Origin of the sequence: Streptomyces sp. NPDC005494, assembly GCF_042872025.1 — a bacterium.
Lineage (GTDB): Bacteria > Actinomycetota > Actinomycetes > Streptomycetales > Streptomycetaceae > Streptomyces.
Genome location: NZ_JBIAJR010000001.1, coordinates 485,220 through 509,221 on the forward strand (window position 1 = coordinate 485,220; position 24,002 = coordinate 509,221).

At 71.3% G+C, this 24,002-nt stretch carries 21 protein-coding genes and 1 pseudogene; 13 read left to right on the plus strand and 9 right to left on the minus strand.

The window, feature by feature from the left end; genetic code table 11:
• Positions 1–51: 51 nt before the first annotated feature.
• Genes ACFYQ6_RS02195 through ACFYQ6_RS02205 form a run of 3 tightly spaced genes read right to left on the minus strand, consistent with a single transcriptional unit; the run spans position 52 to position 3,236 of the window.
• A complete protein-coding gene (locus ACFYQ6_RS02195; RefSeq protein ID WP_361570573.1) occupies positions 52–930 on the minus strand; it encodes a carbohydrate ABC transporter permease in 879 nt (292 codons plus the stop codon).
• A complete protein-coding gene (locus tag ACFYQ6_RS02200) occupies positions 927–1,943 on the minus strand; it encodes a carbohydrate ABC transporter permease (protein ID WP_388759855.1) in 1,017 nt (338 codons plus the stop codon). The genes ACFYQ6_RS02195 and ACFYQ6_RS02200 overlap by 4 nt, the downstream gene beginning before the upstream one ends.
• A 21-nt stretch (positions 1,944–1,964) precedes the next feature.
• Positions 1,965–3,236 (minus strand): extracellular solute-binding protein, encoded by a 1,272-nt coding sequence (locus ACFYQ6_RS02205; protein ID WP_361570579.1) that lies wholly within the window; start codon positions 3,234–3,236, stop codon positions 1,965–1,967.
• Positions 3,237–3,596: 360 nt separating this feature from the next.
• Between ACFYQ6_RS02205 and ACFYQ6_RS02210 the strand changes: the two genes are divergently transcribed.
• Both ACFYQ6_RS02210 and ACFYQ6_RS02215 read left to right on the plus strand, forming a co-directional pair.
• Entirely contained in the window at positions 3,597–4,640 is a 1,044-nt protein-coding gene (locus tag ACFYQ6_RS02210; RefSeq protein ID WP_356735734.1) for a LacI family DNA-binding transcriptional regulator, read from the plus strand.
• A gap of 91 nt (positions 4,641–4,731) precedes the next feature.
• Positions 4,732–5,700: a phosphatase PAP2 family protein gene (locus tag ACFYQ6_RS02215; RefSeq protein WP_388759859.1), complete on the plus strand. Its 969-nt coding sequence runs from the start codon at positions 4,732–4,734 to the stop codon at positions 5,698–5,700.
• Between the two features lie 56 nt (positions 5,701–5,756).
• On the opposite strand, the gene ACFYQ6_RS02220 is transcribed toward ACFYQ6_RS02215, so the two are convergent.
• Entirely contained in the window at positions 5,757–8,753 is a 2,997-nt protein-coding gene (locus ACFYQ6_RS02220; RefSeq protein WP_388759862.1) for a bifunctional [glutamine synthetase] adenylyltransferase/[glutamine synthetase]-adenylyl-L-tyrosine phosphorylase, read from the minus strand.
• Positions 8,754–8,926: 173 nt separating this feature from the next.
• Here ACFYQ6_RS02220 and ACFYQ6_RS02225 point away from each other — a divergent pair, with 173 nt between their 5' ends.
• A complete protein-coding gene (locus ACFYQ6_RS02225) occupies positions 8,927–9,451 on the plus strand; it encodes a pyridoxamine 5'-phosphate oxidase family protein (protein ID WP_361570588.1) in 525 nt (174 codons plus the stop codon).
• 24 nt (positions 9,452–9,475) lie between these two features.
• Here ACFYQ6_RS02225 and ACFYQ6_RS02230 read toward each other — a convergent pair whose 3' ends face one another.
• Together ACFYQ6_RS02230 and ACFYQ6_RS02235 are read right to left on the minus strand one after the other, a co-directional pair.
• The gene (locus tag ACFYQ6_RS02230) at positions 9,476–10,264 is read right to left on the minus strand and encodes a putative protein N(5)-glutamine methyltransferase (protein WP_361570591.1); all 789 of its coding nucleotides are present in this window, start codon (positions 10,262–10,264) and stop codon (positions 9,476–9,478) included.
• A 227-nt stretch (positions 10,265–10,491) separates the two neighbouring features.
• Entirely contained in the window at positions 10,492–10,674 is a 183-nt protein-coding gene (locus tag ACFYQ6_RS02235) for a hypothetical protein (protein ID WP_388760960.1), read from the minus strand.
• 57 nt (positions 10,675–10,731) lie between these two features.
• On the opposite strand from ACFYQ6_RS02235, the gene ACFYQ6_RS02240 reads away from it, so the two are divergent.
• A complete protein-coding gene (locus ACFYQ6_RS02240) occupies positions 10,732–11,322 on the plus strand; it encodes a TetR family transcriptional regulator (protein WP_361570594.1) in 591 nt (196 codons plus the stop codon).
• Positions 11,323–11,491: 169 nt separating this feature from the next.
• Here the strand turns inward: ACFYQ6_RS02240 and ACFYQ6_RS02245 are convergent, their stop codons facing one another.
• A complete protein-coding gene (locus tag ACFYQ6_RS02245; protein ID WP_361570597.1) occupies positions 11,492–12,235 on the minus strand; it encodes a metallophosphoesterase in 744 nt (247 codons plus the stop codon).
• Positions 12,236–12,258: 23 nt separating this feature from the next.
• Between ACFYQ6_RS02245 and ACFYQ6_RS02250 the strand changes: the two are divergent.
• Positions 12,259–12,387 (plus strand): annotated as a pseudogene (locus ACFYQ6_RS02250) (CGNR zinc finger domain-containing protein); the annotation flags it as partial.
• A 121-nt stretch (positions 12,388–12,508) separates the two neighbouring features.
• On the opposite strand, the gene ACFYQ6_RS02255 reads toward ACFYQ6_RS02250, so the two are convergent.
• Complete coding sequence (locus ACFYQ6_RS02255; RefSeq protein WP_361570599.1) at positions 12,509–12,994, minus strand: hypothetical protein; 486 nt, start codon at positions 12,992–12,994, stop codon at positions 12,509–12,511.
• Between the two features lie 231 nt (positions 12,995–13,225).
• Here ACFYQ6_RS02255 and ACFYQ6_RS02260 point away from each other — a divergent pair, with 231 nt between their 5' ends.
• On the plus strand, positions 13,226–14,479 hold the full coding sequence (locus ACFYQ6_RS02260) for an MFS transporter (protein WP_388760907.1): 1,254 nt from the start codon (positions 13,226–13,228) through the stop codon (positions 14,477–14,479).
• Positions 14,480–14,561: 82 nt separating this feature from the next.
• Positions 14,562–15,026, plus strand: a complete 465-nt coding sequence (locus ACFYQ6_RS02265) for a hypothetical protein (protein WP_361570602.1) — start codon at positions 14,562–14,564, stop codon at positions 15,024–15,026.
• 157 nt (positions 15,027–15,183) lie between these two features.
• Here the strand turns inward: ACFYQ6_RS02265 and glnA are convergent, their stop codons facing one another.
• On the minus strand, positions 15,184–16,545 hold the full coding sequence (gene glnA, locus ACFYQ6_RS02270) for a type I glutamate--ammonia ligase (RefSeq protein WP_014156604.1): 1,362 nt from the start codon (positions 16,543–16,545) through the stop codon (positions 15,184–15,186).
• A gap of 246 nt (positions 16,546–16,791) precedes the next feature.
• Here glnA and ACFYQ6_RS02275 point away from each other — a divergent pair, with 246 nt between their 5' ends.
• From ACFYQ6_RS02275 to ACFYQ6_RS02300, 6 genes are all read left to right on the plus strand, one after another.
• Positions 16,792–17,466: a DUF3105 domain-containing protein gene (locus ACFYQ6_RS02275; RefSeq protein ID WP_361570604.1), complete on the plus strand. Its 675-nt coding sequence runs from the start codon at positions 16,792–16,794 to the stop codon at positions 17,464–17,466.
• Positions 17,463–18,140, plus strand: coding sequence for a DUF305 domain-containing protein (locus ACFYQ6_RS02280; RefSeq protein WP_388759868.1), 678 nt, complete (start codon positions 17,463–17,465; stop codon positions 18,138–18,140). Before ACFYQ6_RS02275 ends, ACFYQ6_RS02280 begins: the two co-directional genes overlap by 4 nt.
• A 125-nt stretch (positions 18,141–18,265) precedes the next feature.
• Positions 18,266–18,691 (plus strand): CBS domain-containing protein, encoded by a 426-nt coding sequence (locus tag ACFYQ6_RS02285; protein ID WP_361570609.1) that lies wholly within the window; start codon positions 18,266–18,268, stop codon positions 18,689–18,691.
• A gap of 360 nt (positions 18,692–19,051) precedes the next feature.
• Entirely contained in the window at positions 19,052–20,626 is a 1,575-nt protein-coding gene (locus tag ACFYQ6_RS02290) for a multicopper oxidase family protein (RefSeq protein ID WP_361570612.1), read from the plus strand.
• Positions 20,627–20,749: 123 nt separating this feature from the next.
• On the plus strand, positions 20,750–22,504 hold the full coding sequence (locus ACFYQ6_RS02295; RefSeq protein WP_388759872.1) for an NAD+ synthase: 1,755 nt from the start codon (positions 20,750–20,752) through the stop codon (positions 22,502–22,504).
• A gap of 172 nt (positions 22,505–22,676) precedes the next feature.
• On the plus strand, positions 22,677–23,894 hold the full coding sequence (locus ACFYQ6_RS02300; protein ID WP_388759875.1) for an MFS transporter: 1,218 nt from the start codon (positions 22,677–22,679) through the stop codon (positions 23,892–23,894).
• The last annotated feature ends 108 nt before the right edge of the window (positions 23,895–24,002 follow it).

The window sequence follows — 24,002 nt, forward strand, 5'->3', positions numbered from 1 at the left end:
GGGATCCGGCGCCGCCGTGACGTTGCGTGCGGTCGTACGGGACTGGGTGCGTCAGCCCTTGACGGCTCCGGCGGACATGCCGGTGACCAGGTGCTTCTGCGCGAAGAGGAAGACCAGTGCGGCCGGGATGGCGATGAGCACGGACGCCGCGGTCATCGGGCCCCACTGGGCTCCGTACTGGTTGACGAACTTCTGCAGTCCGCCGGCGAGCGTGAGGTTCTCGTCGCCGACCATGAAGGCGGAGGCGTACGCCACCTCGCCCCAGGCGGTGATGAAGGAGTAGAAGGCGGTGACGGCGAGGCCGGGCTTGGCCAGCGGCAGGATGAGCCGCCAGAAGGTCCCGAACGGGGTGAGTCCGTCGACCTGTCCCGACTCGTCGATCTCGTGCGGGATCGTGTCGAAGAAGCCCTTCATCATCCAGGCGCAGAACGGCACCGAGATGGTGAGGTAGGTGATGACGAGGCCGGCCGGCTGGTTGAGCAGGCCGATGCTCGACATGATGTTGTAGATCGGCACGATGAGGACGGCGACCGGGAACATCTGGGTGATCAGCAGCGTCCACATCAGCCCGCGCTTGCCGGGGAACCGGAAGCGGCTGACGGCGTAGCCGGTGGTGGCGGAGACGAAGACACCGATGACGGTGGAGAGCGCCGCGATGATCACGGAGTTGCCGAACCAGGTCAGGAACTCGGTGTCCTTGATCAGGTTCGTGTAGTTCTCGAACGTCGTCTCTTTGAAGAAGTCCGTCGTCGTCGCGAACTTGGCGGGCTTCAGCGAGGTCAGCAGGACCCACAGCACCGGGAAGACCGCGATCACCGAAGCGATGATCAGGGTGAGGTGCAGGGCCACGGACGCGAGCGGCGAGCGGTCGCCGCGCAGCTTGGGCTTGCGGGCGGAGTGCCGTGCGGTGTGTGCCGTGACAGTGGTCACCAGTTGTCTCCCTGCGTGCGGAGCACTCGCCGGTAGACCACGGCGAAGAGCATCAGGAGTACGAGGATCAGCACGCCCCAGGTGGAGGACTGCGCGAAGTCGCGCGGGCTGATCTCGAAGGAGAATTTGTACGCCTGGGTGACCAGGATCTGGGTGGCCTCGCCGGGTCCGCCGCGGGTCAGCAGGAAGATCACCGGGAACATGTTGAAGGTCCAGATGGTGGAGAGCAGGATCACCGTGGTGGACACCGGGCGCAGGCCGGGAAGCGTGATGTGACGGAAGCGCTGCCATGCGGTGGCGCCGTCCATCTCCGCGGCCTCGTACTGCTCCGAGGGGATCGACTGCAGTCCGCCGAGCAGGGCGACCATCATGAACGGCACGCCGAGCCAGACGTTGACGGCGATCACCGAGAACTTGGCCCAGGTGGGGTCGTTGAGCCACGGTATGCCGTCGATGCCGCCGCCGCCCAGGATCTTGTTGAGCAGCCCGCGGTCCTCGTTGTAGAGGAAGCGCCAGGCGAAGACCGAGACGAAGCCGGGGATGGCCCAGGGCAGGATCAGGGCCATGCGGTAGGCGGAACGTCCCACGATACGGCGGTTGAGGATGTTGGCGAGAGCCATGCCCAGGCAGAAGGTGATGCCCACGCAGGAGACCGTCCACACCAGCGTCCAGCCGAGCGTGCCGAGGAACTGGGTACCCGTCAGCGCGTCGACGTAGTTGTCCACGCCCACGAACTCGTAGGTGGCGGGCAGTTCGTTGACGCCGATGGACCGTGCGACGTTGCGCTCGTTGGCGTCGGTCAGCGACAGCCAGATACCGCGGACCAGCGGGTAACCGATGATCACGCCGATCACGATCACGACCGGGGCGACCATGGTCCAGGCGTACCAGTGGACCGACATGGCCCGCCGGAACTTGCTCGGTGGAGCGGGGTTACCAGTACCGCGGCTCCGGCCGCGGGCGACGTCGTCGCCCGCGGCCTTCGCCACCGACTGGCTGGTGTGGACAGCCATCAGCCGGCCTGCCTTCCTGAGTTACTTCCAGCCCTTGAGGAGCTTGCGGTAGGAGTCGCCGGTCGCCGAGGCGGCCTTCTCCGGCGTGGTCTGGCCGGTGAGGACCTTGGTGTACTCGGTGACGAGCGGCGCGAAGAGGCTGCCGGTCTCCGGGATCCAGGGACGCTCGACGGCGGTCTCGACGACCGGCTTGAAGAACTGCACGATCTCGCTGTCCGCGGCCTCCTGCTTGGAGTAGGCCGAGGTGCGGGTCGGGAGGAGGTTCAGCTCACCGGCGGTCTGCGCCTGGGACTCGACCGAGGTCATGTACTCGACGAAGGCGTAGGAGGCGTCGAGGTTCTTGGAGCCCGCGTAGACGGCGAGGTTGTGGCCACCCTGCGGGGCGCCCTGCGCGGCCGAACCGGCCGGCACCGGGGTGATGCCCAGGTTGGCCTTGTCCGTGAACTCCTTGCCGGTCAGCGTGTCCGCGACGGCCCACGGGCCGTTGATCATCATCGCGACCTTGCCGTCCTTGAACGACGACTGCATGTTCTCCCAGCCGTCGGTGGCGTCGGTCTTCGCGGCGCCGGAGTCGACCAGGTCCTTGACGGTCTCGAAGGCCTTGACGCCCTCGGGCTTGTCGACCGTGACGGTCTTCGAGTCGGCGTCGACCAGGTCGCCGCCCTCGCCGTAGAGGAAGGAGAGGAACCAGTACGCGTCGTCGCCGCGCAGGTAGAGACCGGTCTTGCCGGTCTTGTCCTTGATCTTCTTCGAGACGGTCTTCAGGTCGGCGATCGTCTTGGGGATCTCGACGCCGGCCTCGGCGAAGATCTTCTTGTTGTAGAAGATGCCCATGGAGTCGATGACCTGCGGGACGGCGTACGTCTTGTCCTTGTACTTCGTCGACGCGGCGGCCTGCTCCAGGAAGTCGTCCTGGTCCTTCAGCGCGGCGGTGCCGTCGAGCGGGGCGAGGTAGCCGAGGTCCGCGAACTCAGGGGTCCAGGCGACCTCGGAACGGATGACGTCCGGGGCGCCGGCGCCGGCCTGAGCGGCGTTCTTGAACTTGTTCTGCGCCTCACCGAAGGGGACGTTGACGTACTTGACGTCGACCTTCGGGTGCTTCTTCTCGAAACCCTCGGCGATCTTCTTGAAGACCTTGTCCTCACTGCCGACGGTCGAGGTGTCCCACCACGTAACCGTGCCGGAGAGCTCGCCCGAGCTCTTGCTGCCGCCGGTCTCGTCATCGCTGCCGCAAGCGGTAGCCGCGAGCGCCAGGGCCGCGACCAGGGCGGTGGCCGTTATGCCACGTCGCATCTGAACTCCTTCAACTGCCGTACCGCTCCGTCGCGGCGCCGGGTCGACGTGAACGTAACAAGGATGAAAGACGACCGAAAGACTTTGCGGAAGATTTCTGCAAGCACCGCTGATCGTTACATTGGCGTGTCCGCAAGGTTGCCGTCAAGACTCTTGACCAAACGGTCTTCTCCCTGCACATGGCAGGCCAGGGCGGCCACGGAGCCCGTCGGAACCCCTGCACAGGGTGTGCGGAGAAGGCCCGCAAGGGCTTGCAAGATGTTGCCGCGCACGGTGCGGGCGGCGGCGAGGGCTGGTACGGAGTGCCCGGATACCGCGCATGGTGGGCAATCCGACACGCGCCCGGTACAGTCCATTGCCATGACCGCACGGCTTGCCGATATCGCAACTCAGGCGGGGGTCAGCGAAGCGACGGTCAGCCGAGTCCTGAACGGCAAGCCCGGTGTCGCAGCGGCCACCCGTGAATCCGTCCTCGCGGCGCTCGACGTCCTCGGCTACGAACGCCCCGTGCGGCTGCGCCGGCGCAGCGCCGGTCTCGTCGGCCTGATCACGCCCGAGCTGGAGAACCCGATCTTTCCCGCGCTGGCCCAGGTCATCGGCCAGGCGCTCACCAGGCAGGGCTACACGCCGGTGCTGGCGACCCAGACGCCGGGCGGCTCCACCGAGGACGAGCTCACCGAGATGCTCGTCGACCGCGGGGTCTCGGGCATCATCTTCGTCTCAGGTCTGCACGCCGACACGTCGGCCGACATGCAGCGCTACGAGCAACTGAGGGCCCAGGGCGTTCCCTTCGTACTGGTCAACGGCTTCTCCCCCAAGGTGCAGGCTCCGTTCATCTCCCCCGACGACCGCGCCGCGATGCGGCTGGCGGTGACGCATCTGGTGGCGCTGGGGCATCAGCGCATCGGCCTGGCGGTCGGACCCAAGCGCTTCGTCCCCGTGCTCCGGAAGATCGAGGGTTTCCACGCCACGATGCGGGAGCAGCTGGATCTCACCCCGGACGAGGTCGAGGAGCTGATCCAGCACTCCCTGTACACGCTGGAGGGGGGCCAGGCGGCCGCCTCGGCGCTGATGGAGCGCGGCTGCACCGCGGTGGTGTGCGCGAGCGACATGATGGCGCTCGGCGCGATCAGGGCGGCGCGGCGGCTGTCGATGGAGGTACCGCGCGACCTCTCGGTGGTCGGCTACGACGACTCGCCCCTCATAGCGTTCACCGATCCGCCGCTGACCACGATCCGCCAGCCGGTGACGGCGATGGGCCAGGCCGCCGTCCGCACGCTGCTGGAGGAGATCGGCGGCACGCCCGCTCCGCACAGCGAGTTCGTCTTCATGCCCGAACTGGTCGTACGCGGTTCAACTGCTTCGGGTCCGGGCCCCTCCTCCGGTCCCCGCGCGCGTCGGTGAAGTAGCCGATGTGCGACCGGAACCCGACCGGAGGATCATCGGGCAGAGAGGGACGTATCTGGCAGACTCTGCGCCTATGGGTGAATCGCACGTGACCACACAGGAAGACCGCACGGCGGCCACCCCGTCACCTGTCGCGGATCGGGCGACGGTGTGCGGTTCGACGAAAGCGATCTCCCCGCGTGGAGGCTTCCTCCCGCGGCTGCGTTCGCTGCGTTCCCCCCGCCGGCCGCGCCTCTGGTTCGAGATCCTGCTGATCGCGGTCAGTTACTGGCTCTACTCGCTGGTGCGCAACGCGGTTCCCGAGCAGAAGGCCGCGGCACTGCGCAACGCCGACTGGATCTGGTCCCTCGAGCACACGGTGGGTCTCGCTTTCGAGGAGACGGTCAACCAGGCCGTCAATTCGGTGACATGGCTGATCGTGTCGATGAACTACTACTACGCGACGCTGCACTTCGTCGTCACCATCGGTGTGCTCGTCTGGCTGTTCCGCCGCCATCCCGGCAGATACGCGGCCACCCGTCTGATCCTCTTCGCCACCACGGCGGTGGCGCTCCTCGGCTACTACCTCTTCCCGCTGGCCCCGCCCCGGCTGATGAGCGGCGGCGGTTTCATCGACACGGTGATGCTGCACCAGACCTGGGGATCGATGGCCTCGGGCAACTTCAAGCACATGTCCAACCAGTACGCGGCCATGCCGTCCATGCACATCGGCTGGTCCCTGTGGTGCGGTCTGACCATCTGCGCTCTGGCCACCGCACCGTGGGCGCGGATCCTGGGCCTGCTCTACCCCGTCGCCACGCTGGTCGTGATCGTGGCGACGGCCAACCACTTCTGGCTGGACGCCGTGGGCGGGATGGTGTGCCTGTCCTTCGGCATCGTGCTCTCGTACGCCTGGTACGGGGCGTTGCCGCACCGCCTGGCGAGACGGGTGCCGTCACGTGGGGGGACCCGGCTGCGCCTGCGGCCGCGCCGGACGCCCGCGTCGCGGCCCGGGGCCGGGGCGGAGGTCCAGGCCCCTCCCGCCGCGCACGCCCGCCCGATGGCCGAGGAGCACTGAGGCGCGGTCCCTGGTCCTGCGGGCGGTCCCGGGTCCTGCGGGGCGGCGTGGGGCCTTCAGCCTGCCGCGCCGTAGAAGCGCTCCTCCACCACCGCACGGGCCCGCCTGGTGATCCGGCGGTAGTCGTCCAGCATGGTGCCCACGTTCCCCGGCTCGTATCCGAGGTACCGTCCCACCGCCGCCAGCTCGCGCGGGTTCGAGGGGAACGTGTCGCCGGGCCGCCCCCGCACCAGCATCACGGCGTTCCGCACCCGTGAGGCGAGCACCCACGCCTCGTCGAGCGTCTGCGCCTCCTCGGCCGGGATCAGCCCCGCCGCGCAGGCCGCGGCCAGCGCCTCTCTCGTACGCGTGGTCCGCAGCCCGGGTTCCGCCCAGCCGTGCTGCATCTGCATCAGCTGCACGGTCCACTCGACGTCGCTCAGCCCGCCGCGCCCCAGCTTGGTGTGGAGCGTCGGATCGGCCCCGCGCGGCATGCGCTCGGACTCCATCCGTGCCTTGAGCCGCCGGATCTCGCGGACGGCGTCGTCGCCGAGCCCCTCCATCGGGTAGCGCAGCGGGTCGATGAGCTCGACGAAGGTGCGCCCCAGCTCCGCGTCGCCGGCCACTGGCTGGGCGCGCAGCAGCGCCTGGCTCTCCCAGACCAGGGACCAGCGGCGGTAGTACGCCTCGTACGACTTCAGGGTGCGCACCAGGGGCCCGGTCTTGCCCTCGGGCCGCAGGTCGACGTCGATGAGCAGCGGCGGGTCGGCGGTCGGCAGCTCCAGGAGCCTGCGCATCTCGGTGATGACGGTGTTCGCGGCCCGGGCGGCCTCCTCGTCGCCGACGCCCTCCCGGGGTTCGTGCACGAACAGGACGTCGGCGTCCGAGCCGTAGCCCAGCTCGTGCCCGCCGAAGCGGCCCATGCCGATGACGGCGAAGCGGGTGGGCAGGGTGTCGCCCCACCGCTCCCGCACTGCGGCACGCACGGCGCCGGAGAGCGTGGCGGCGTTCAGGTCGCTGACGGCGGAGCCGACCCGGTCGACGAGTGCGCCCGGGTCCGTCTCGGCGGGGCTGTCCTCGGTGCCGTAGGAGCCGATGATGTCGGCCGCCGTCGTCCGGAACAGCTCGCGCCGCCGCACCCCGCGTGCCACCGCGACCGCCGTCTCGGCGCCCGGGGCCCGGCCGACGGCGGCGAGCACCTCCTGTTCCAGGTGGTCCCGGCCGCGCGGTTTCAGCCCTTCGGGGTCGCCGAGGATGGCGACGGCCTCGGGGGCGCGCATCAGCAGGTCGGGGGCGAGCCGGCCGGCGGACAGGACCCGGGCGAGGTTCTCCGCCGCGGCGCCCTCGTCGCGCAGGAGCCGCAGATACCACGGGGTCTTGCCCAGCGCGTCGGACACCTGCCGGAAGCCCAGCAGCCCGGCGTCCGGGTCGGCGGAGTCCGCGAACCAGCCGAGCAGCACCGGCAGGAGCGTGCGCTGGATCGCGGCCTTGCGGGTCACCCCGGACGACAGGGCTTCCAGGTGACGCAGCGCGGCGGCGGGATCGGCGTATCCGAGGGCTTCGAGGCGGACGACGGCGGCTTTCGGGCTGAGCCTGCTCTCGCCGGGAGCGAGCTGGGCCACGGCGTCCAGGAGAGGCCGGTAGAAGAGCTTCTCGTGCAGTCGCCGCACCACGGAGGCGTGCCGCCGCCAGGCGCGGTTCAGCTCGGCGACCGGGTCCGTGCGCAGTCCGAGGGACCGTCCGAGCCGCCGCAGGTCGGCCTCGTCCTCGGGCACGAGATGTGTGCGGCGCAGGCGGTAGAGCTGGATGCGGTGCTCCATGGCCCGCAGGAAGCGGTAGGCCTCGTCCAGCTGGGCGGCGTCGGCCCGCCCGACGTAGCCGCCGTCGGCGAGCGCCCGCAGGGCCTCCAGCGTGGATCCCGAGTGCAGGGTGCTGTCACTGCGGCCGTGGACGAGCTGGAGCAGCTGTACGGCGAATTCGACGTCCCGGAGGCCGCCGGGGCCGAGCTTGAGCTCCCGGTCGATCCGGTCGACGGGGATGTTGTCGACGACGCGGCGGCGCATCTTCTGCACGTCGCCGACGAAGTTCTCCCGGTCGGCGGCCTGCCAGACCAGCGGAGACACGGCGTCGACGTACTCCGCGCCCAGCTCGGCGTCGCCGGCGACGGGCCGGGCCTTGAGCAGCGCCTGGAACTCCCAGGTCTTGGCCCAGCGCTGGTAGTAGGCGAGGTGGGAGGAGAGGGTGCGCACCAGCGGCCCGTTGCGGCCCTCGGGGCGGAGGTTGGCGTCGACGGGCCAGATGGTGCCCTCGACGGTGGTGTCGGAGCAGATCCGCATCATGTGGGCGGCGAGGCGGGTGGCGGCCTGCATCGCGCCGCTCTCGTCCGCCCCCGCGACGGGCTCGCCCACGAAGATCACGTCGACGTCGGACACGTAGTTCAGCTCGTGTCCGCCGCACTTGCCCATCGCGATGACGGCGAGGCGGCACTGCGCGGCGTCGTCGGGCGCGGCGGCGCGCGCGACGGCGAGCGCGGCCCGCAGGGTGGCGGTGGCGAGGTCGGCGAGCTCGGCGGCGACCTGGGCGACGTCCGTCGTCCCGCACACGTCGCGGGCCGCTATGGACAACAGGGACCTGCGGTAGGCGATCCGCAGCGAGTCCGGGTCGACGGCGTCGCCGAGCATGGTCTCGAACTCGGGAACCCCGGGGTGCAGGTCGGTGGCCTCGTACGTGACCAGCACCTGCCAGTCCCGGGGGTGCCGCGCCAGGTGGTCCCCGAGCGCCTCGGAGGCCCCGAGGGCCCCGAGCAGGCGGTCCCGCAGGGGTTTCGCGGTGACGAGGGTGTCCAGCAGCATCTGCCGTTCCCCGGGCTCCTCGGCCTCCACGAGCCGTACGAGGCTGTGCAGGGCGAGATCCGGGTCGGCGGTGGCCCCGAGGGCGTCGAACAGGACGGGGTCGGCGCGTACGGAGGAGAGTTCCGGCAGATCCAGCAGCCGTTCGGCGGCCGACGGATCGGTGAAACCGTGTCGCAGCAGTCGGGTGAACGTACTGCTCCTGCGTCCCGGCACCGTCGTCATCCCGTGTCTCCTGCCCGCCGATCACACATGTCCGCCCTTCGAGCCTAGCCCTGTGCGGGTGAATCCGGAGAGGGAGCGCCGAGCGCGCTTCCCGGGCAGCGGGGTCCGGCCTCCCCGGGCACGATCGGCACAGGACCACGCACACCGCCGCACCGCCCCCAGGAGGCCCCGCCATGCCGGAGCAGGACACCGCCGCCCCCGACACCGCCCTGGACTCCCGCTACAGCGGTGAGGACGCCACCGCCCGCCCGTGGGCGGAGGCGGTCGCGCTGCTGGAGGGCGCCGAGCTGTACTGGCTGTCCACGGTGCGCCCCGACGGCCGCCCGCACGTGACCCCGTTGATCGGCCTCTGGTCGAACGGCGCGCTGCACTTCTGCACGGGCCCCTCGGAGCGCAAGGCGCGCAATCTGGCCGGAAATCCGGAGGTCGTGCTGACCACCGGCACCAACACGCTGGACGAGGGCTTCGACGTCGTGGTGGAGGGCCGGGCCGCCCGGGTGACGGAGGAGCCGCGGCTGATCGCGCTGGCGGAGGCGTGGGAGGCGAAGTACGGCGCCGAGTGGCACTTCGGCGTCACGGACGGCATGTTCTCCAACGGGGCGGGCGGCCGTGCGGTGGTCTTCGCGGTGACCCCCCGCACGGCCTTCGGCTTCGCCAAGGGCGATCCGTACGGCCAGACGCGCTGGAGCTTCACCTGAAGCGTGCGCCGGTGCCGTGTCCGGTCACCGCGCCAGGGTCCCGATCACGACGGTGGCGTACAGCTCCTCGGAGCAGACGACGCGCGGGATCAGTCCGCTGCCGCCCACCGTCTCCTCGGCGCGTGCCGCCTGCCGTTCGCTCGTCTCGACCAGCAGACTGCCGCCCGGTGCCAGCCAGCCGGGGGCCTCGGCGACCACACGCCGCATGACGTCCAGCCCGTCGCCCCCTCCGTCGAGCGCGACGAGCGGCTCGTGGTCCCGGGCCTCGGCGGGCAGCAGCCCGACGTCCTCGGTCGGTACGTACGGCACGTTGGCGAGCAGGATGTCCACGCGTCCGCGCAGCGAGACGGGCAGCGGTGCGAAGAGGTCGCCCTCGTAGACGGTTCCCAGACCGCCCACGTTGCGCCGGGCGCAGCGCACCGCGGCCGGTTCGACGTCGGCGGCGTGCAGTTCGACGTCGCGCAGGGACGAGGCGAGCGCCGTGCCCAGGGCTCCGGAGCCGCAGCAGAGGTCGATCACGACCGCCGCGTCGGGGGCGAGCGCCGCGGCCTGCCGGACGAGGAACTCGGTGCGCCGGCGGGGCACGAAGACCCCGGGGTCCACGGCGATGCGCAGTCCGCAGAACTCGGCCCAGCCGAGCACGTGTTCCAGGGGGTGGCCGGCGGCGCGGCGCTCGGCCATGGCGGCGAGCTCGGCGGGGCCGCTCGCCGTCGAGAGGAGGAGTTCCGCCTCGTCCTCGGCGAACACACAACCGGCGGCGCGGAGCGCGGTGACGAGCGAGGTGAAGGTGTGCGGTGGGGCGAATTCCTGCATGGTGCGGAGCCTTTCGGGGTGAACCGAGGGCGCTCCGCGATCGCTCAGGCCGGATCGGCCACGCGACGGCGAGGGGTGAGCGCCCAGCCTGCTGAAGCGGTAATGGGTCTCACCTCCTGGGGTCGGTCCCGGTCTCGGGAGAGGTCACACTACCCGACCGGTGCCGGACACGGCCGCGCCCCGCACCAGTTGCTCTCGGCAGCCGGTACGGGGCACGTGCGGTGCGTCTACAGGTCCACGCTGTCCCGCAGCTTCGTCGGGGTCAGGAAGAGCGACGCGATCACACCGACGACCGCGATACCCGCCGAGACCAGGAAGATGTGGCCGGTCGCGTCGCCGTGGGCCAGAGGAAGAGCCCGGCGGGAACGCAGAAGAAGCGGGCAAGGCCGGGAAGAGCCTTCATCGTACATGCACACTGAGCAATTTTGCTCAGTGTGCATTTTTCTCGCGGTGTAGATAATGGCCCCATGGAGAGCCCTGTGGGACTGCGGGAACGCAAGAAGGCCGCCACCCGGCAGGCGGTGCACGAAGCGACGATGCGACTGACGGTGGAGCACGGCTTCGACCATGTGACGGTCGAGGCGGTCGCCGACGCGGCCGGAATCTCCCGCAGGACGTTCTCCAACTACTTCACCAACAAGGAGGACGCCCTCCTCTACGGCGACGAGCAGATGATCGGGGAGCTGGTCCGGAACGTCCGGAACCGCCCCGCCGCCGAACCGGCCTGGACGGCGCTGAGGGCCGCGGTGGCGGAGTTCTCCGGGCACGCCGCACCTCCGGAGCGGGAGTGGGCCGTGCGCACGAGACTGGCCCTGCGCCATCCGTCGCTCCTGGCCCGCCAGCTCGGCAACCACGCAGCACTGGAACGGGATCTGGCGGACGCCATAGCCGTACGCCAGGGCCCCGGGGACGGCCCGGTGCGCCCGGTGGTCCTGGCGGCCGCCTTCCTCTCCTCGCTGCGGGTGGCGATGCGCATCTGGATCGAGGAGGACCTGGCGCGGGGGCCGGGCGAGGTGATCGACGAGATCCTCGACGAGACGGGCCGAAGCTTCACCTGAAACCGGCTCGGCCTGCCTGCCCTGCCTGCACGCACGCCTGCCCGCCCGAAGCCGGCCCCGGGCGGGTCCGCACCGGCGGAGCCCGTTCCGGAAGCCCCGGGCCCGGCCCGCACCGCTGGATCCCGCTCCGGCCGCGCACACACGGGCGGCGGCGGAGCCGGGGACCGGATCAGGGCACGACGCGGAAGTGCGTGGTCAGCCGCCCGTCGTCGTCCAGGACATGGAAGGCGAGGCCGGGAGGCTGGTCGCGGTCGGCGGGGCTGGCGCCCTCCCACGGCATGCGCAGCGTCCAGGTGACCGCCGGGCCCACGAGGAGCGGACGCCCGGCGAAGGTGGACGCCGCCGCGGTGTGGCCGTGCCCCGTGAGGACGGCGACGACCTGGGGGTGCGCGTCGAGAAGGGCCGCCAGATCCCCGGGGCGCTCGAGCATGCCGGAGTCCGGCAGCGGGTGGTGCAGTTCGACCGGCGGCTGGTGGAAGGCGATCAGCGCCCGCTTCCCCTCGGGCAGCGCGGTGAGGGTGTCGTCGATCCAGGCGAGCGTCCGCTCGTCGAGGCGCCCTTCGTCCCGCCCGGGGACGGTGGAGTCACACATCAGGACGGCGACGTCCGCGAGGTGATGGAGCCGGTTGACGGCCCCTTCGCCGGGACCCTCCCCCAGCAGGGCCTTCCGGTACGCGGGCCGCACGTCATGGTTGCCGGGGCACATGAGGACGGGGAAGGGCGCGGCCAGAATCCTCGCCGCCTCCTCGTACTCCGCCTCCGCCCCGTGGTCCGCGATGTCCCCGGTCACCAGCAGGGCGTCGACGGGGCGGGGCAGCGCCCGAAGGTGATCCATGACGCGTACGGCGCGCCTGGTCGCCCTCTCGCCGCCGTCCAGGTGCAGATCGCTGATCTGCGCGAGCAATGCGCCCACGACTCCCCCTCCAACGCTTGCGTGTCCGTTACTCCGTGAAGCGTCACGGCCGCCAGGAATGGTGCAAGCCCTCCTGCGGGAACCGCGCCCGCGCGGCCCGCCGCTACGACCGCCGTCGCCGGGTGCCGGAGGGCGCCGGGGACTCACGGTAGGGCGGGCGCCGCGGGGCGCCCGCACCGGGGCGGCGACATCGACGGGACAGCGGCGCCCGTACTCCCCACGCGCCGCCGCCCGAGGACTTCCTCGCACGCCCCGGGCCTCCTCCGTACGGCCTCAGCCCCGTCGCGCGGCGCCGTCCGGCCAGACCACGTCGACCGGCACACCGGTCCGCCTGGCCTCCTCGACCAGGTCCGCCGTCCCGCCGCCGTTCCCGGACGGCGGCGTTCCGTCCCACACGGCGACGAGCCGGTCCGCCCGCTTGAGCAGTTCGGCGTTGGCCGCCTCGTACGCGGTGCGGTCGGCGATCTCGAACGGCAGGGTCACCACCTCCACGGCGGTCTCGTTGAGGTGGTCGTGGACCGCGGCGTCCTCGGGCCGCACCACAGCACTGCGGTAGTCGAGGGACGGGACGACCACGACCAGCCGGCCCCCGATCGCGGAGACCTCCTCCGCGAACAGCGAATCGGCCCCGGCGGCGATGCACGAGACCCCCGTGAGGTCCTCGCTGTACGGCGCCAGCACCTCCCGCAGCGCGGCCCGTACGAGCGGCACGGTCTCCTCGGTCAGGTCGATGTGCCCGGTCACGGCCAGCGTCGTCATGCGCCGTCCCTCCTCAGCTCGGCAGCGGGGCGTGGACCGCCCACGGCGTACGAGTACGGCTGCCCGGGTTCGCACCCCCGCACGCCCTGAACCGCATCCCGGAGGACCGGACGGCGGTACGGGGACCCGCCGTGCACCGCTTCCCCTGTTCGAGCCGGGAGTGTACGTTCGTACACACAAAACCCGGGTGACCCACACCCTTCCGCGTACCTCGTGAAAGACACGTACCTGATGGACCTGGCCACCCGCCGCCGCCGAACGGCGCTGTTCCTCTTCTTCCTCGTGCCCGGCTTGTCGATCTCCTCCTGGGTGACACGGACCCCCGACATCAGGGACCAACTGGGCGCCTCCACCGCGCAGATGGGCCTCGTCCTCTTCGGCCTGTCCGTCGGCTCGATGCTCGGCATCCTGAGCTCCGGGGCGCTGGTGGCGCGGTTCGGCACGAGGCCGGTCATGGGTGTGGGCACGGTCGTGGTCATCGTCGGACTGGCCGTCATCGGCTGCGGCGCCCTGCTCTCCTCCGCCCCCATGGTCACCGCCGGACTGTTCCTGTCCGGCGCCGGTATGGGAGGCGGCGAGGTCGCGGTCAACATCGACGGCGCGGAGGTCGAGCAGCTCACCGGACGGACGGTGCTGCCCACCCTGCACGGCTTCTTCAGCCTGGGCACCGTGGTGGGAGCCGTCGTCGGCATCCTGTGCACCGCCGTCGAGTTCCCGGTGATGTGGCACCTGACCGCGGTGGCCGTCGTCGCCGCCGGAATGTTCGCGTACGCCTTTCGTGCCATCCCCTCCGGCGTCGGCCTGACCAAGGGCGCCCGGGCGGCCGGGGGCGGCACGGTACAGGCCCGCCCGGCGGTCTGGAAGGACCGTCGCCTGCTGCTGATCGGCGGCATCATCCTCGCCATGGCACTGGCCGAGGGCGCCGCGAACGACTGGCTGCCGCTGCTCATGGTCGACGGCCACGGAGTGGACCCCGCCCTGGGTTCGGCGGTCTACGCGGGCTTCGCCGCCGCCATGTCGATCGGCCGCTTCGGCGGCGGCTTCTTCATCGAGCGCTTCGGCCGCACCCCCGTCGTCCGGGCCAGCGCGGTGTCGGCGGCCGTCGGACTCACGCTCGTCATCTTCGCCGACTCCCCCGTACTCGCCGGTGCGGCGGTGCTCTTCTGGGGCCTGGGAGCCTCACTCGGCTTCCCTGTGGCCCTCTCGGCGGCCGGCGACTCCGGCCCCGACTCGGCGGCCCGCGTCAGCCTCGTGGCGATGATCGGCTACATCGCCTTCCTCGTCGGACCCCCCGGCCTGGGCTTCCTGGGTGACCACTACGGCTTGCGCTCCGCCATGATCGTCGTCCTGGGCTTCGTCGCGGTGGCGGTCTTCCTCGCCCCGGCCATCGGCGCCCGCCGCACCACCGAACCGGAGGTGCGCACTGCGCAGTTGCCCAGCCCCGACACGGCCCGGGACGCCCAGCAGCCGGCCCGGGGCGAGTGACGCGGGCGGCCCCGGGCAACTCTGCCGGAGGACCGGCGCGAAACCTGGCGGCCCGGTGCGGCCGACTCGTAGTCTCCCCGTCATGGAGTGGACAGCGTTGGTCGCCACAGCGGTGGGAGCGGTCATCGGGGTGGGCAGCACACTCGTCACGGAGCGAGTGACCTGGCGGCGGAACGCCGGGGAGCAGGACAGGGAGACCCTGCGCACGACGGCTGCCCAGTTCCTGGAGGCTCTGACCGAGGCCCGCGACACCATAAGCGACGCCAGCCGGTCGGAGCACCTGCCCGTGGACGAGCGAGCCCAGCTCGCTCGCGCCGCCTTCCTGACCTACGGCGTGCACGCGAAGCAGTACCAGCTGGAGCTGCTCGCCACACCGGAGGTCGCCGAATGCGCCAAGGACGCCGCCCACCAACTGGTGCTGTACCGGGACGCAGTGGCTGCCGGTCACCTACGTGACGCCCCTGAGTGCGCACAGGCTCGGCGCATGTTCCGGGAGGCCCGCCAGAAGCTCATGGCCGCCATGCGGGCCTCGCTGACTCGCCCCTGAAGCGCACCCCCGGCCGCACGGGTCGGACGGCCTGGCGCCCGGGGCATCGGGTCCGAAGCCTTGCTGCGAGAGCGGGCAGCCCTCGCGGACGAAAGCGGCCCCGGGCCCGCGGTGGTCGTTCCGCCGGACCCGAGCCGCTCGCGTACAGCAGGTGCGCTTACAGCACCGGCAGCAGGTTCTTCAGCTCGAAGGCCGTGACCTCACTGCGGTACTCCTCCCACTCCTGCTTCTTGTTGCGCAGGAAGAAGTCGAAGACGTGCTCGCCCAGCGTCTCGGCGACCAGCTCGCTCTTCTCCATCAGCGAGATCGCCTCGCCCAGGTTCTGCGGGAGCGGCTCGATGCCCATCGCGCGGCGCTCCGAGTCCGAGAGGGCCCAGACGTCGTCGTCGGCGCCGGCCGGGAGCTCGTAGCCCTCCTCGATGCCCTTGAGGCCCGCGGCGAGCAGCACCGCGTACGTCAGGTAGGGGTTGGCTCCGGAGTCGATGGAGCGGACCTCGACGCGCGCCGAGCCCGTCTTGCCGGGCTTGTACATCGGGACGCGGATCAGCGCGGAGCGGTTGTTGTGGCCCCAGCAGATGTACGAGGGGGCCTCGCCGCCGGCGCCCGCGGAGCGGCTGGAACCGCCCCAGATGCGCTTGTAGGAGTTGACCCACTGGTTCGTCACCGCGGAGATCTCCGCCGCGTGCTTGAGCAGGCCCGCGATGAAGGACCGGCCCACCTTCGACAGCTGGTACTCGGCGCCCGACTCGTAGAAGGCATTGCGGTCACCCTCGAAGAGCGAGAGGTGGGTGTGCATGCCCGAGCCCGGGTACTCCGAGAACGGCTTCGGCATGAAGGTGGCCTGCACGCCCTGCTCCAGGGCGACCTGCTTCATGACCAGGCGGAACGTCATGATGTTGTCGGCGGTGGAGAGCGCGTCCGCGTAGCGGAGGTCGATCTCCTGCTGGCCGGGGGCGCCCTCGTGGTGGCTGAACTCGACCGAGATGCCCATCGATTCGAGCATCGTGATCGCCTGGCGGCGGAAGTCCATGCCGACGTTCTGCGGGGTGTGGTCGAAGTAGCCGGAGCTGTCGGCCGGGGTGGGGCGGCTCCCGTCGACCGGCTTGTTCTTCAGCAGGAAGAACTCGATCTCCGGGTGGGTGTAGAAGGTGAAGCCCAGGTCGGAGGTCTTCGCGAGGATGCGCTTGAGGACGAACCGCGGGTCCGCGAAGGAGGGCGAACCGTCCGGCATCAGGATGTCGCAGAACATCCGCGCCGTGCCCGGGGCCTCCGCGCGCCAGGGAAGGATCTGGAAGGTGCCGGGGTCCGGCTTCGCGATCATGTCCGATTCGTATACACGGGCGAAGCCCTCGATCGCGGAGCCGTCGAAGCCGATGCCCTCGTCAAAGGCCTGTTCGAGCTCGGCCGGGGCCACGGCGACGGACTTGAGGTAACCGAGAACATCGGTGAACCACAGCCGTACGAAGCGGATGTCGCGCTCCTCAAGCGTCCTGAGGACGAATTCCTGCTGCTTGTCCATAGCCACATCCTTGCAGTTCAGACGGTCCGTGCACCACCGCCCGGGGTAGGGGGGACACCTCAGTATCACGACCCGGGATTTCACCCAGATTACGCACACGGTGTGAGAGAGAGCACGCGGCCACCCACTACGATCGGCGCCCGTGGTGTGCAAGGGCCGCTGCCGCTCTCCTGTGGCCCTGTGCGCCCAGGTTCTCCACGCTCCGCACCCGTCCCTCCCGACCCCTTGGCAGAAGGACCCGACCTCATGAGCTTCGACCGCAGGACCCGCATAGAGCAGATGCGCAACGCCGACCGCGCACGCGACCGCCGGAACAAGGTCGTCGCCATAGGCGTGAGCGCCGTCGTGGTGGCCGGGCTGCTGGGATTCGGCTCGTACATGCTCCTGGAGAAGTCCGAGGCCAAGGAGAAGCAGGAGGAGAGCCAGGCCCAGGACTCCAAGCAGACCGAGCAGGAGAAGAAGAAGCTCGCGGCCGAGCCCATCGAGGGCGAGAAGACGTGGGACGCGAAGAAGCTGACCCGCAACCACGTCACGACCGACGTGACGTACCCCATGGAGCCGCCCGTCGGCGGTGACCACAACCCGGCCTGGCTGAACTGCGACGGCGTCGTATACGAAAAGGCCGTCCCGAACGTCAATGCCGTGCACGCGCTGGAGCACGGTGCGGTCTGGGTGACGCACAACGGGAAGGCCTCCCCGGACGACCTCGCCGCCCTCACGTCGCGCGTGAAGAGCACCCCGTTCTCGATCATGTCCCCGTACGAGGGGCAGGAGGGGGCGATCATGCTCAGCGCCTGGGGCAAGCAGGTCACGGTCGACAGCGCGGACGACCCCCGCGTGGCGAGGTTCTTCGCGAAGTACGTCCAGGGCGCGCAGACGCCCGAGCCGGGCGCGCCCTGCACCGGCGGGGTGGACGGGTGAGCGCGGCGCTCAGCCGGCGCGCGCGGTGGGTCGCGGGCTCCGCCGTGGCGCTCGCCCTGCTGTTCGCGGGTGCGGCGACCGTCGCCTCCGCGCGGGGTGACGGGGCCCCGGCCGGTCCGCGCGCCCCGTCCGCCGATTCGGCGGACGCGGGTTTCGCCCGGGACATGGCCGTCCACCACCAGCAGGCGGTGGAGATGTCCTTCGTCGTGCGGGACGGGACGAAGGACGAGGACGTCCGGAGGCTCGCGTACGACATCGCCAACACGCAGGCCAACCAGCGGGGCATGCTGCTCGGCTGGCTGGACCTGTGGGAGCTTCCCAAGACGGCGCCCGACGGGCGGGGCCCGATGGCGTGGATGCCGGAGGGCCACGGCGGGCACGACATGCACGGGATGGAGGGCATGGACCACGACGGGGCGCTCATGCCCGGCATGGCGACCAGGACCGAGCTCGACCGGCTGCGCGGGGCCCGAGGCGAGCAGGCCGAGATCCTCTTCCTGCAACTGATGACCGACCACCACGAGGGCGGTGTCGCCATGGCCCGCGGCTGCGCCACGCGATGCACCGTGCCCGCGGAGAAGCGGCTCGCCCAGGGCATGGTCGAGGCACAGCAGTCCGAGCTGGACCTGATGGCGGACATGCTGGCCGCCCGCGGTGCCGCCCCGCGCCCCTGAGGACCGGCCGCCGCCCGGCGTACGCCCGTACGGGTGACAGCACTCGCGTGCGCCGGGCAGGAGCGGGACCATGGAGGCACTCGGGGTCGTACACCAGTGCCCACGGGCACGCAGGAGGCAACCTCATGACCACGGCCAAGGACATCATGCACAGCGGGGCCCACTGGATCCCCGCCCACGAGACGCTCGACCGCGCCGCCCAGATGATGCGGGACCACAAGGTGGGGGCGCTCCCCGTCTCCGCCAACGGCGAGCAGGACCGGATGGTCGGGATCATCACCGACCGCGACATCGTGATCAAGTGCGTGGCGTCGGGGCACGATCCGTCGAACGTGACGGCGGGCGAACTCTGCGACGGCACGCCGCGCTGGATCGAGTCGACGGCCGACGTGAACGCGGTGCTGGACGAGATGCAGAGCCACCGCATCCGCCGCCTCCCGGTCGTCGAGAACAAGAAGCTCATCGGCATGATCAGCGAGGCAGACCTGGCGCTGCATCTGTCGGACGAGCAGGTCGCAGGCTGGGCGGAGAGGGTCTACTCCCAGGCCTGACTCCCGCGCCGCACGCCCGCTCCCCCGGCACCCGCCCGCCGCGGGCGCCGGTACCGCTCCGCCCCCGCATCGGCCCGGCGATCTCACCCGGACGAGAACGCCGGGCCGCCCCGCGTCACGGACCAAGGGCCACGGACCAAGAGCCACGGACCAAGAGCCACGGACCAAGGGCCACGGGCCACGGGCCGCTCCGCCTCCGTTCCCGACGGCGGCCGCCCCGGCCACCCCCGCCCCATCGACCGCCCGGCCGTCGCGAGCGCCCGGTCGCCCGACGCGGTGCCGAGGCCGCCCCGCACCCCTGCCCGCCCGACCGGGTGTCACGACCGACCCCCTATACCCGACCGGGGTACGGTGCGCAATATGTCTGAAATGCCCACGCGTCGCACCGTGCTCGGTGCCGGTATCGCCCTGGCGGGAACAGCAGCCGTCGCCCCGCAAGCCCACGCAGCCCTCCGCCGCACCCCCTCCACCGCGCGCGCCGCCGACCCCTACGTCGCGCCCGACGGGCCGGAGGTGGTGGACACGGAGGCCCGGCGGGGCGCCGGCCCGTTGCGCAAGGTCTCCCTCACCGCCACCGCGTCCCGCATCGACCTGGGCGACGGCCTCACCGTCCCCACCTGGTCCTACGGTGACCGCCTGCCCGGTGAGGCGATCCGGGTCACGGCGGGTGACACCCTGGAACTCGCCCTCGCCAACCATCTGCCCCGGTCCACCTCGATGCACTGGCACGGCCTCTCCCTCCGCAACGACATGGACGGGGTGCCGGGGCTGACCCAGCGGGCGATCGAACCGGGCGCGGCATTCACCTACCGCTTCGCGGTGACCCGCCCCGGGACGTACTGGATCCACCCGCACTCGGGGGTCCAGCTCGACCGGGGACTGTACGCGCCGCTGATCGTGGACGACCCGAGGGAACCGCTCGCGTACGACAAGGAGTGGGTGGTCGTCCTCGACGACTGGCTCGACGGGGTGGACGGCTCCACCCCCGAGGCAGTGCTGGCCGAACTCACCAAGGGCCGGGCCACCGGTCACGACGCGGCGGGTCACGAAGCCGCCGGTCACGGTACGGCGGCCACCTCCGCCGACGGTCCTTCGCGGCTGCTGAAGGGCGCGCGCAGCGACCTGCTGGGCGGCCACGCGGGCGATGTCGCCTATCCCCACTACCTGGTCAACGGCCGCAGGGCGCAGTCCCCTTCGGTGTTCGAGGCCCGCCCGGGGGACCGCATCCGGCTGCGTGTCATCAACGCCGGAGGGGACACCGCGTTCCGGCTGGCGCTGGGGGGCCACCGGATGACGGTGACGCACACGGACGGATTCCCCGTGCGGCACACCGACACCGACGCGCTGCTGCTGGGCATGGGCGAGCGCTACGACGTGCTGGTGACGGCGGGGGACGGGGTGTTCCCGCTGACCGCGCTCGCCGAGGGCAAGGGGGCATCGGCGCAGGCCGTGCTGCGGACGGCTTCGGGCGACCTGCCGCCGGCCGGCGTACGGCCCGGGGAGCTGGACGGCGAGATGCTCGACGCCGCCCGTCTCGTCCCTGACGAGTCGGTGGCCCTGGCGGCCCGCGAGCCCGACCGGACCGTACGGCTCAAGCTCACGGGCTCCATGGAGGCGTACAACTGGGCCTTCGACGGCAAGCGGTACGACCCGGCGGTGCGGCAGCCCGTCAGGGCCGGGGAGCGGGTGCGGCTGGTCTTCGCCAACCGCACCCCGATGTGGCACCCGATCCACCTGCACGGCCACACGTTCGCGCTGGGCGGCACGGGCCGGGGGGCGGGGCTGGGTGCCCGGAAGGACACCGCCCCGGTCCTGCCGGGGCGTTCACTGACGGTCGATCTGGACGCGGACAACCCGGGCCTGTGGATGCTGCACTGCCACAACGTCTACCACTCGGAAGCGGGCATGATGACGGTCCTCGGCTACCTGCGCTGAGGCCGCAGCGCGGAGTACCGGCCGGGGCGCGCCGCCCGGCAGGGAGACCTCCGCGCACAGTTCCGGCCGGGGATGAGCCGCTCGGCCGGACATCGCGTCAATCAGACGATTACACTGGGCGGCGTGCCTCAACTACGTCTCGCACTGAATCAGATTGACGCGACCGTCGGCGACCTGGCCGGCAACTCCGAGTCGGTCGTCCACTGGACCCGGCACGCCGCCGAGCAGGGCGCCCATCTGGTGGCGTTCCCCGAGATGGTGCTGACCGGCTATCCCGTCGAGGACCTGGCCCTGCGCTCCTCGTTCGTCGAGGCCTCACGGCAGGCGCTGCGCGCGCTCGCCGGACGCCTCGCCGACGAGGGTTTCGGGGAACTGCCCGTCGTCGTCGGCTACCTCGACCGCTCCGAGCACGCCGCGGCGCGTTACGGTCAGCCCGCGGGGTCCCCGCGCAACGCCGCCGCGGTGCTCCACCGCGGCAAGGTCGCGCTGAACTTCGCCAAGCACCACCTGCCCAACTACGGCGTGTTCGACGAGTTCCGGTACTTCGTGCCCGGTGACTCGATGCCCGTGGTGCGGGTGCACGGCATCGACGTGGCGCTCGCGATCTGCGAGGACCTCTGGCAGGACGGCGGCCGTGTCCCAGCCGCGCGCGCGGCGGGCGCCGGACTGCTGCTGTCGATCAACGCCTCCCCGTACGAGCGGGACAAGGACGACACCCGGCTGGAGCTGGTCCGCAAGCGCGCCCAGGAGGCCGGCTGCACGACCGCGTACCTCGCCATGACCGGCGGCCAGGACGAGCTGGTCTTCGACGGGGACTCGATCGTCGTCGACAAGGACGGCGAAGTCGTCGCCCGCGCCCCGCAGTTCTCCGAGGGCAGCGTGATCATCGACCTGGATCTCCCGGCCGCTCCGCCCGAGCCTCCCTCGGGGGTCGTCAACGACGGGCTGCGGATCGACCACGTGGTCCTGAGCGAGGAGCCGCTCCCCGCCTACGCGCCGGAGTTGACCGGCGGTTACGCCGAGCGGCTCGACGACGACGAGGAGCTGTACTCGGCGCTGGTCGTGGGGCTGCGCGCGTACGCCGCGAAGAACGGTTTCAGCAGTGTCCTGATCGGGCTCTCCGGGGGCATCGACTCCGCACTCGTGGCGGCGATCGCCTGCGACGCGCTGGGGGCCCACAACGTGTACGGCGTCTCGATGCCGTCGAAGTACTCCTCGGACCACTCCAAAGGTGACGCGGCCGAGCTGGCCCGGCGCACGGGACTGAACTTCCGTACCGTACCGATCGAGCCGATGTTCGACGCGTACATGGGGTCGCTGGAGCTCACCGGGCTGGCCGAGGAGAACCTCCAGTCACGGTTGCGCGGCACGATGCTGATGGCCCTCTCCAACCAGGAGGGCCAGATCGTGCTCGCGCCGGGCAACAAGTCCGAGCTGGCGGTGGGCTACTCGACGCTCTACGGGGACTCCGTCGGCGCGTACGGGCCGATCAAGGACGTGTACAAGACGTCGGTCTTCCGCCTCGCGAAGTGGCGCAACCGGGCCGCGGAGGAACGGGGGCAGACCCCGCCGATCCCGGAAGCGTCCATCACCAAGCCGCCGAGCGCCGAACTCCGCCCGGGCCAGGTGGACACGGACTCGCTGCCGGACTACGACGTGCTGGACCGGATCCTGGAGATGTACGTCGACCGTGACCAGGGCCGGGACGCGATCGTGGCGGCGGGCTTCGACGACACGCTGGTGACGAAGACGCTGCGGATGGTCGACACGGCGGAGTACAAGCGGCGGCAGTACCCGCCGGGCACGAAGATCTCGCCGAAGGGCTTCGGCAAGGACCGCCGGCTCCCGATCACGAACCGGTGGCGCGAGTCGAGCTGAGCCGGCGCGGGCGCCGGTCCCCACACAGTGCGGGCCGGCGGCCTTCGTCCGACTCGCGTGGCGCCACACCTAGGGCATCTTCCCGATGCCCCCGCCCCGCCTCAGTCAGCAGCATGGCCTGACGAGGCGCCCCGTCCGGGAGCGCGGTCGAGGCGGGTGCGGGGAGGCCGGGATGGCTGCGGGTGCGGTGGTACGGGATCGCACGGCCCTGCTGTGCCTGACGGGGTTGCTCGTGTCCGGTTTCGGCACGTCCGCGATGTGGCTGACCGCCGGGATCTGGGTCAAGTCGGCGACGGGGTCGGACACTCTGGCCGCCCTGACGGTGTGCGCGATGTGGGCGCCGGTGCTCGCGGGCCCGGCGCTCGGCGCGGTGGCCGATCTGGTCCCTCGCAGACTGCTGCTCATCACGGTGAACCTGGGGATGGCGGGCCTGATGGCCTCGCTGCTCCTCGTCGGCCCGGGCCACCGGATCGGTGCGCTCTTCGCCGTCCTGTGCGTCTACGGGGCGAGCGGTGTGCTCCTGGACGCGGCCGAGGCCGCACTGGTCGCCCGGGCCGTCGACGCGCGGTTGCTGGGTGACTTCAACGGGCTGCGTACGACGGCGAACGAGGGCATGAAACTGCTCGCGCCTCTCGTGGGCGCGGGACTGTTCGCCCGCTACGGGGCGGTCCCGGTGGTGGTGCTGGACGCGGTGACCTTCGCCCTGGCCGCCCTGGTCTTCGCGCGGCTGCGGATCGAGGAGTCCGCCGGAGCGCGCGAGAAGGCCCGGGAGGCCGGGTGGGGCGGTACGGCGGCGGGGATACGGCTGCTGCGCGCCTCGCCGGTGCTGCGGCCCCTGGTGTACGCCGGGGCGCTGACGATGCTGCTCGCCGGGCTCAACGGGGCGTCGGTGTACGCCGTGGTGGACGACACGCTGGGCCGTCCCCCGGCGTACACCGGAGTGCTGTACGCCTTCCAGGGCGCGGGTTCCGTCGCCGTCGGGCTGCTGGCAGGCCCCCTGCTGCGGCGGTTTCCGGAGCGGTCCTTCGCGGCGGCGGGCATCGCGGTGTTCGCGGTGGCCGTGGGAGCACGGGCGCTGGGCGGTGACGTGGTGGCCCTGGCGGCGAGCGTGGCGATCGGCGCGGGGCTGCCCTGCGTGCTGATCGCGGCGATGACGGCGGTGCAGAGGGAGACGCCGGACGCCGTACTGGGAAGGACAGCCGCGGCGGCCGGCTCCCTGATGACCGTGCCGAACGCGGTGGCCCTGGCGGGTGGAGCAGGGCTGGTCGCGGTGGTCGACGTACGGCTGCTGCTGCCGGTGGCGGCCGTGGCGGGACTGCTGACGGCGGCCCGGCTGAGTCCGGTCCGGTGGGAGCGCTCGTCGCGCGCCCCCACCGGACCGCCGTCGTGAGGCGAGGGCCGCATCACGCTCCCGGTCGCAGGGCGCATCGCGCGTCCCCGCCGCCGTCGTGTTCCAGCTCCCGGTCGCAGGGCGCACCGCGCGTCCCCGCCGCCGTCG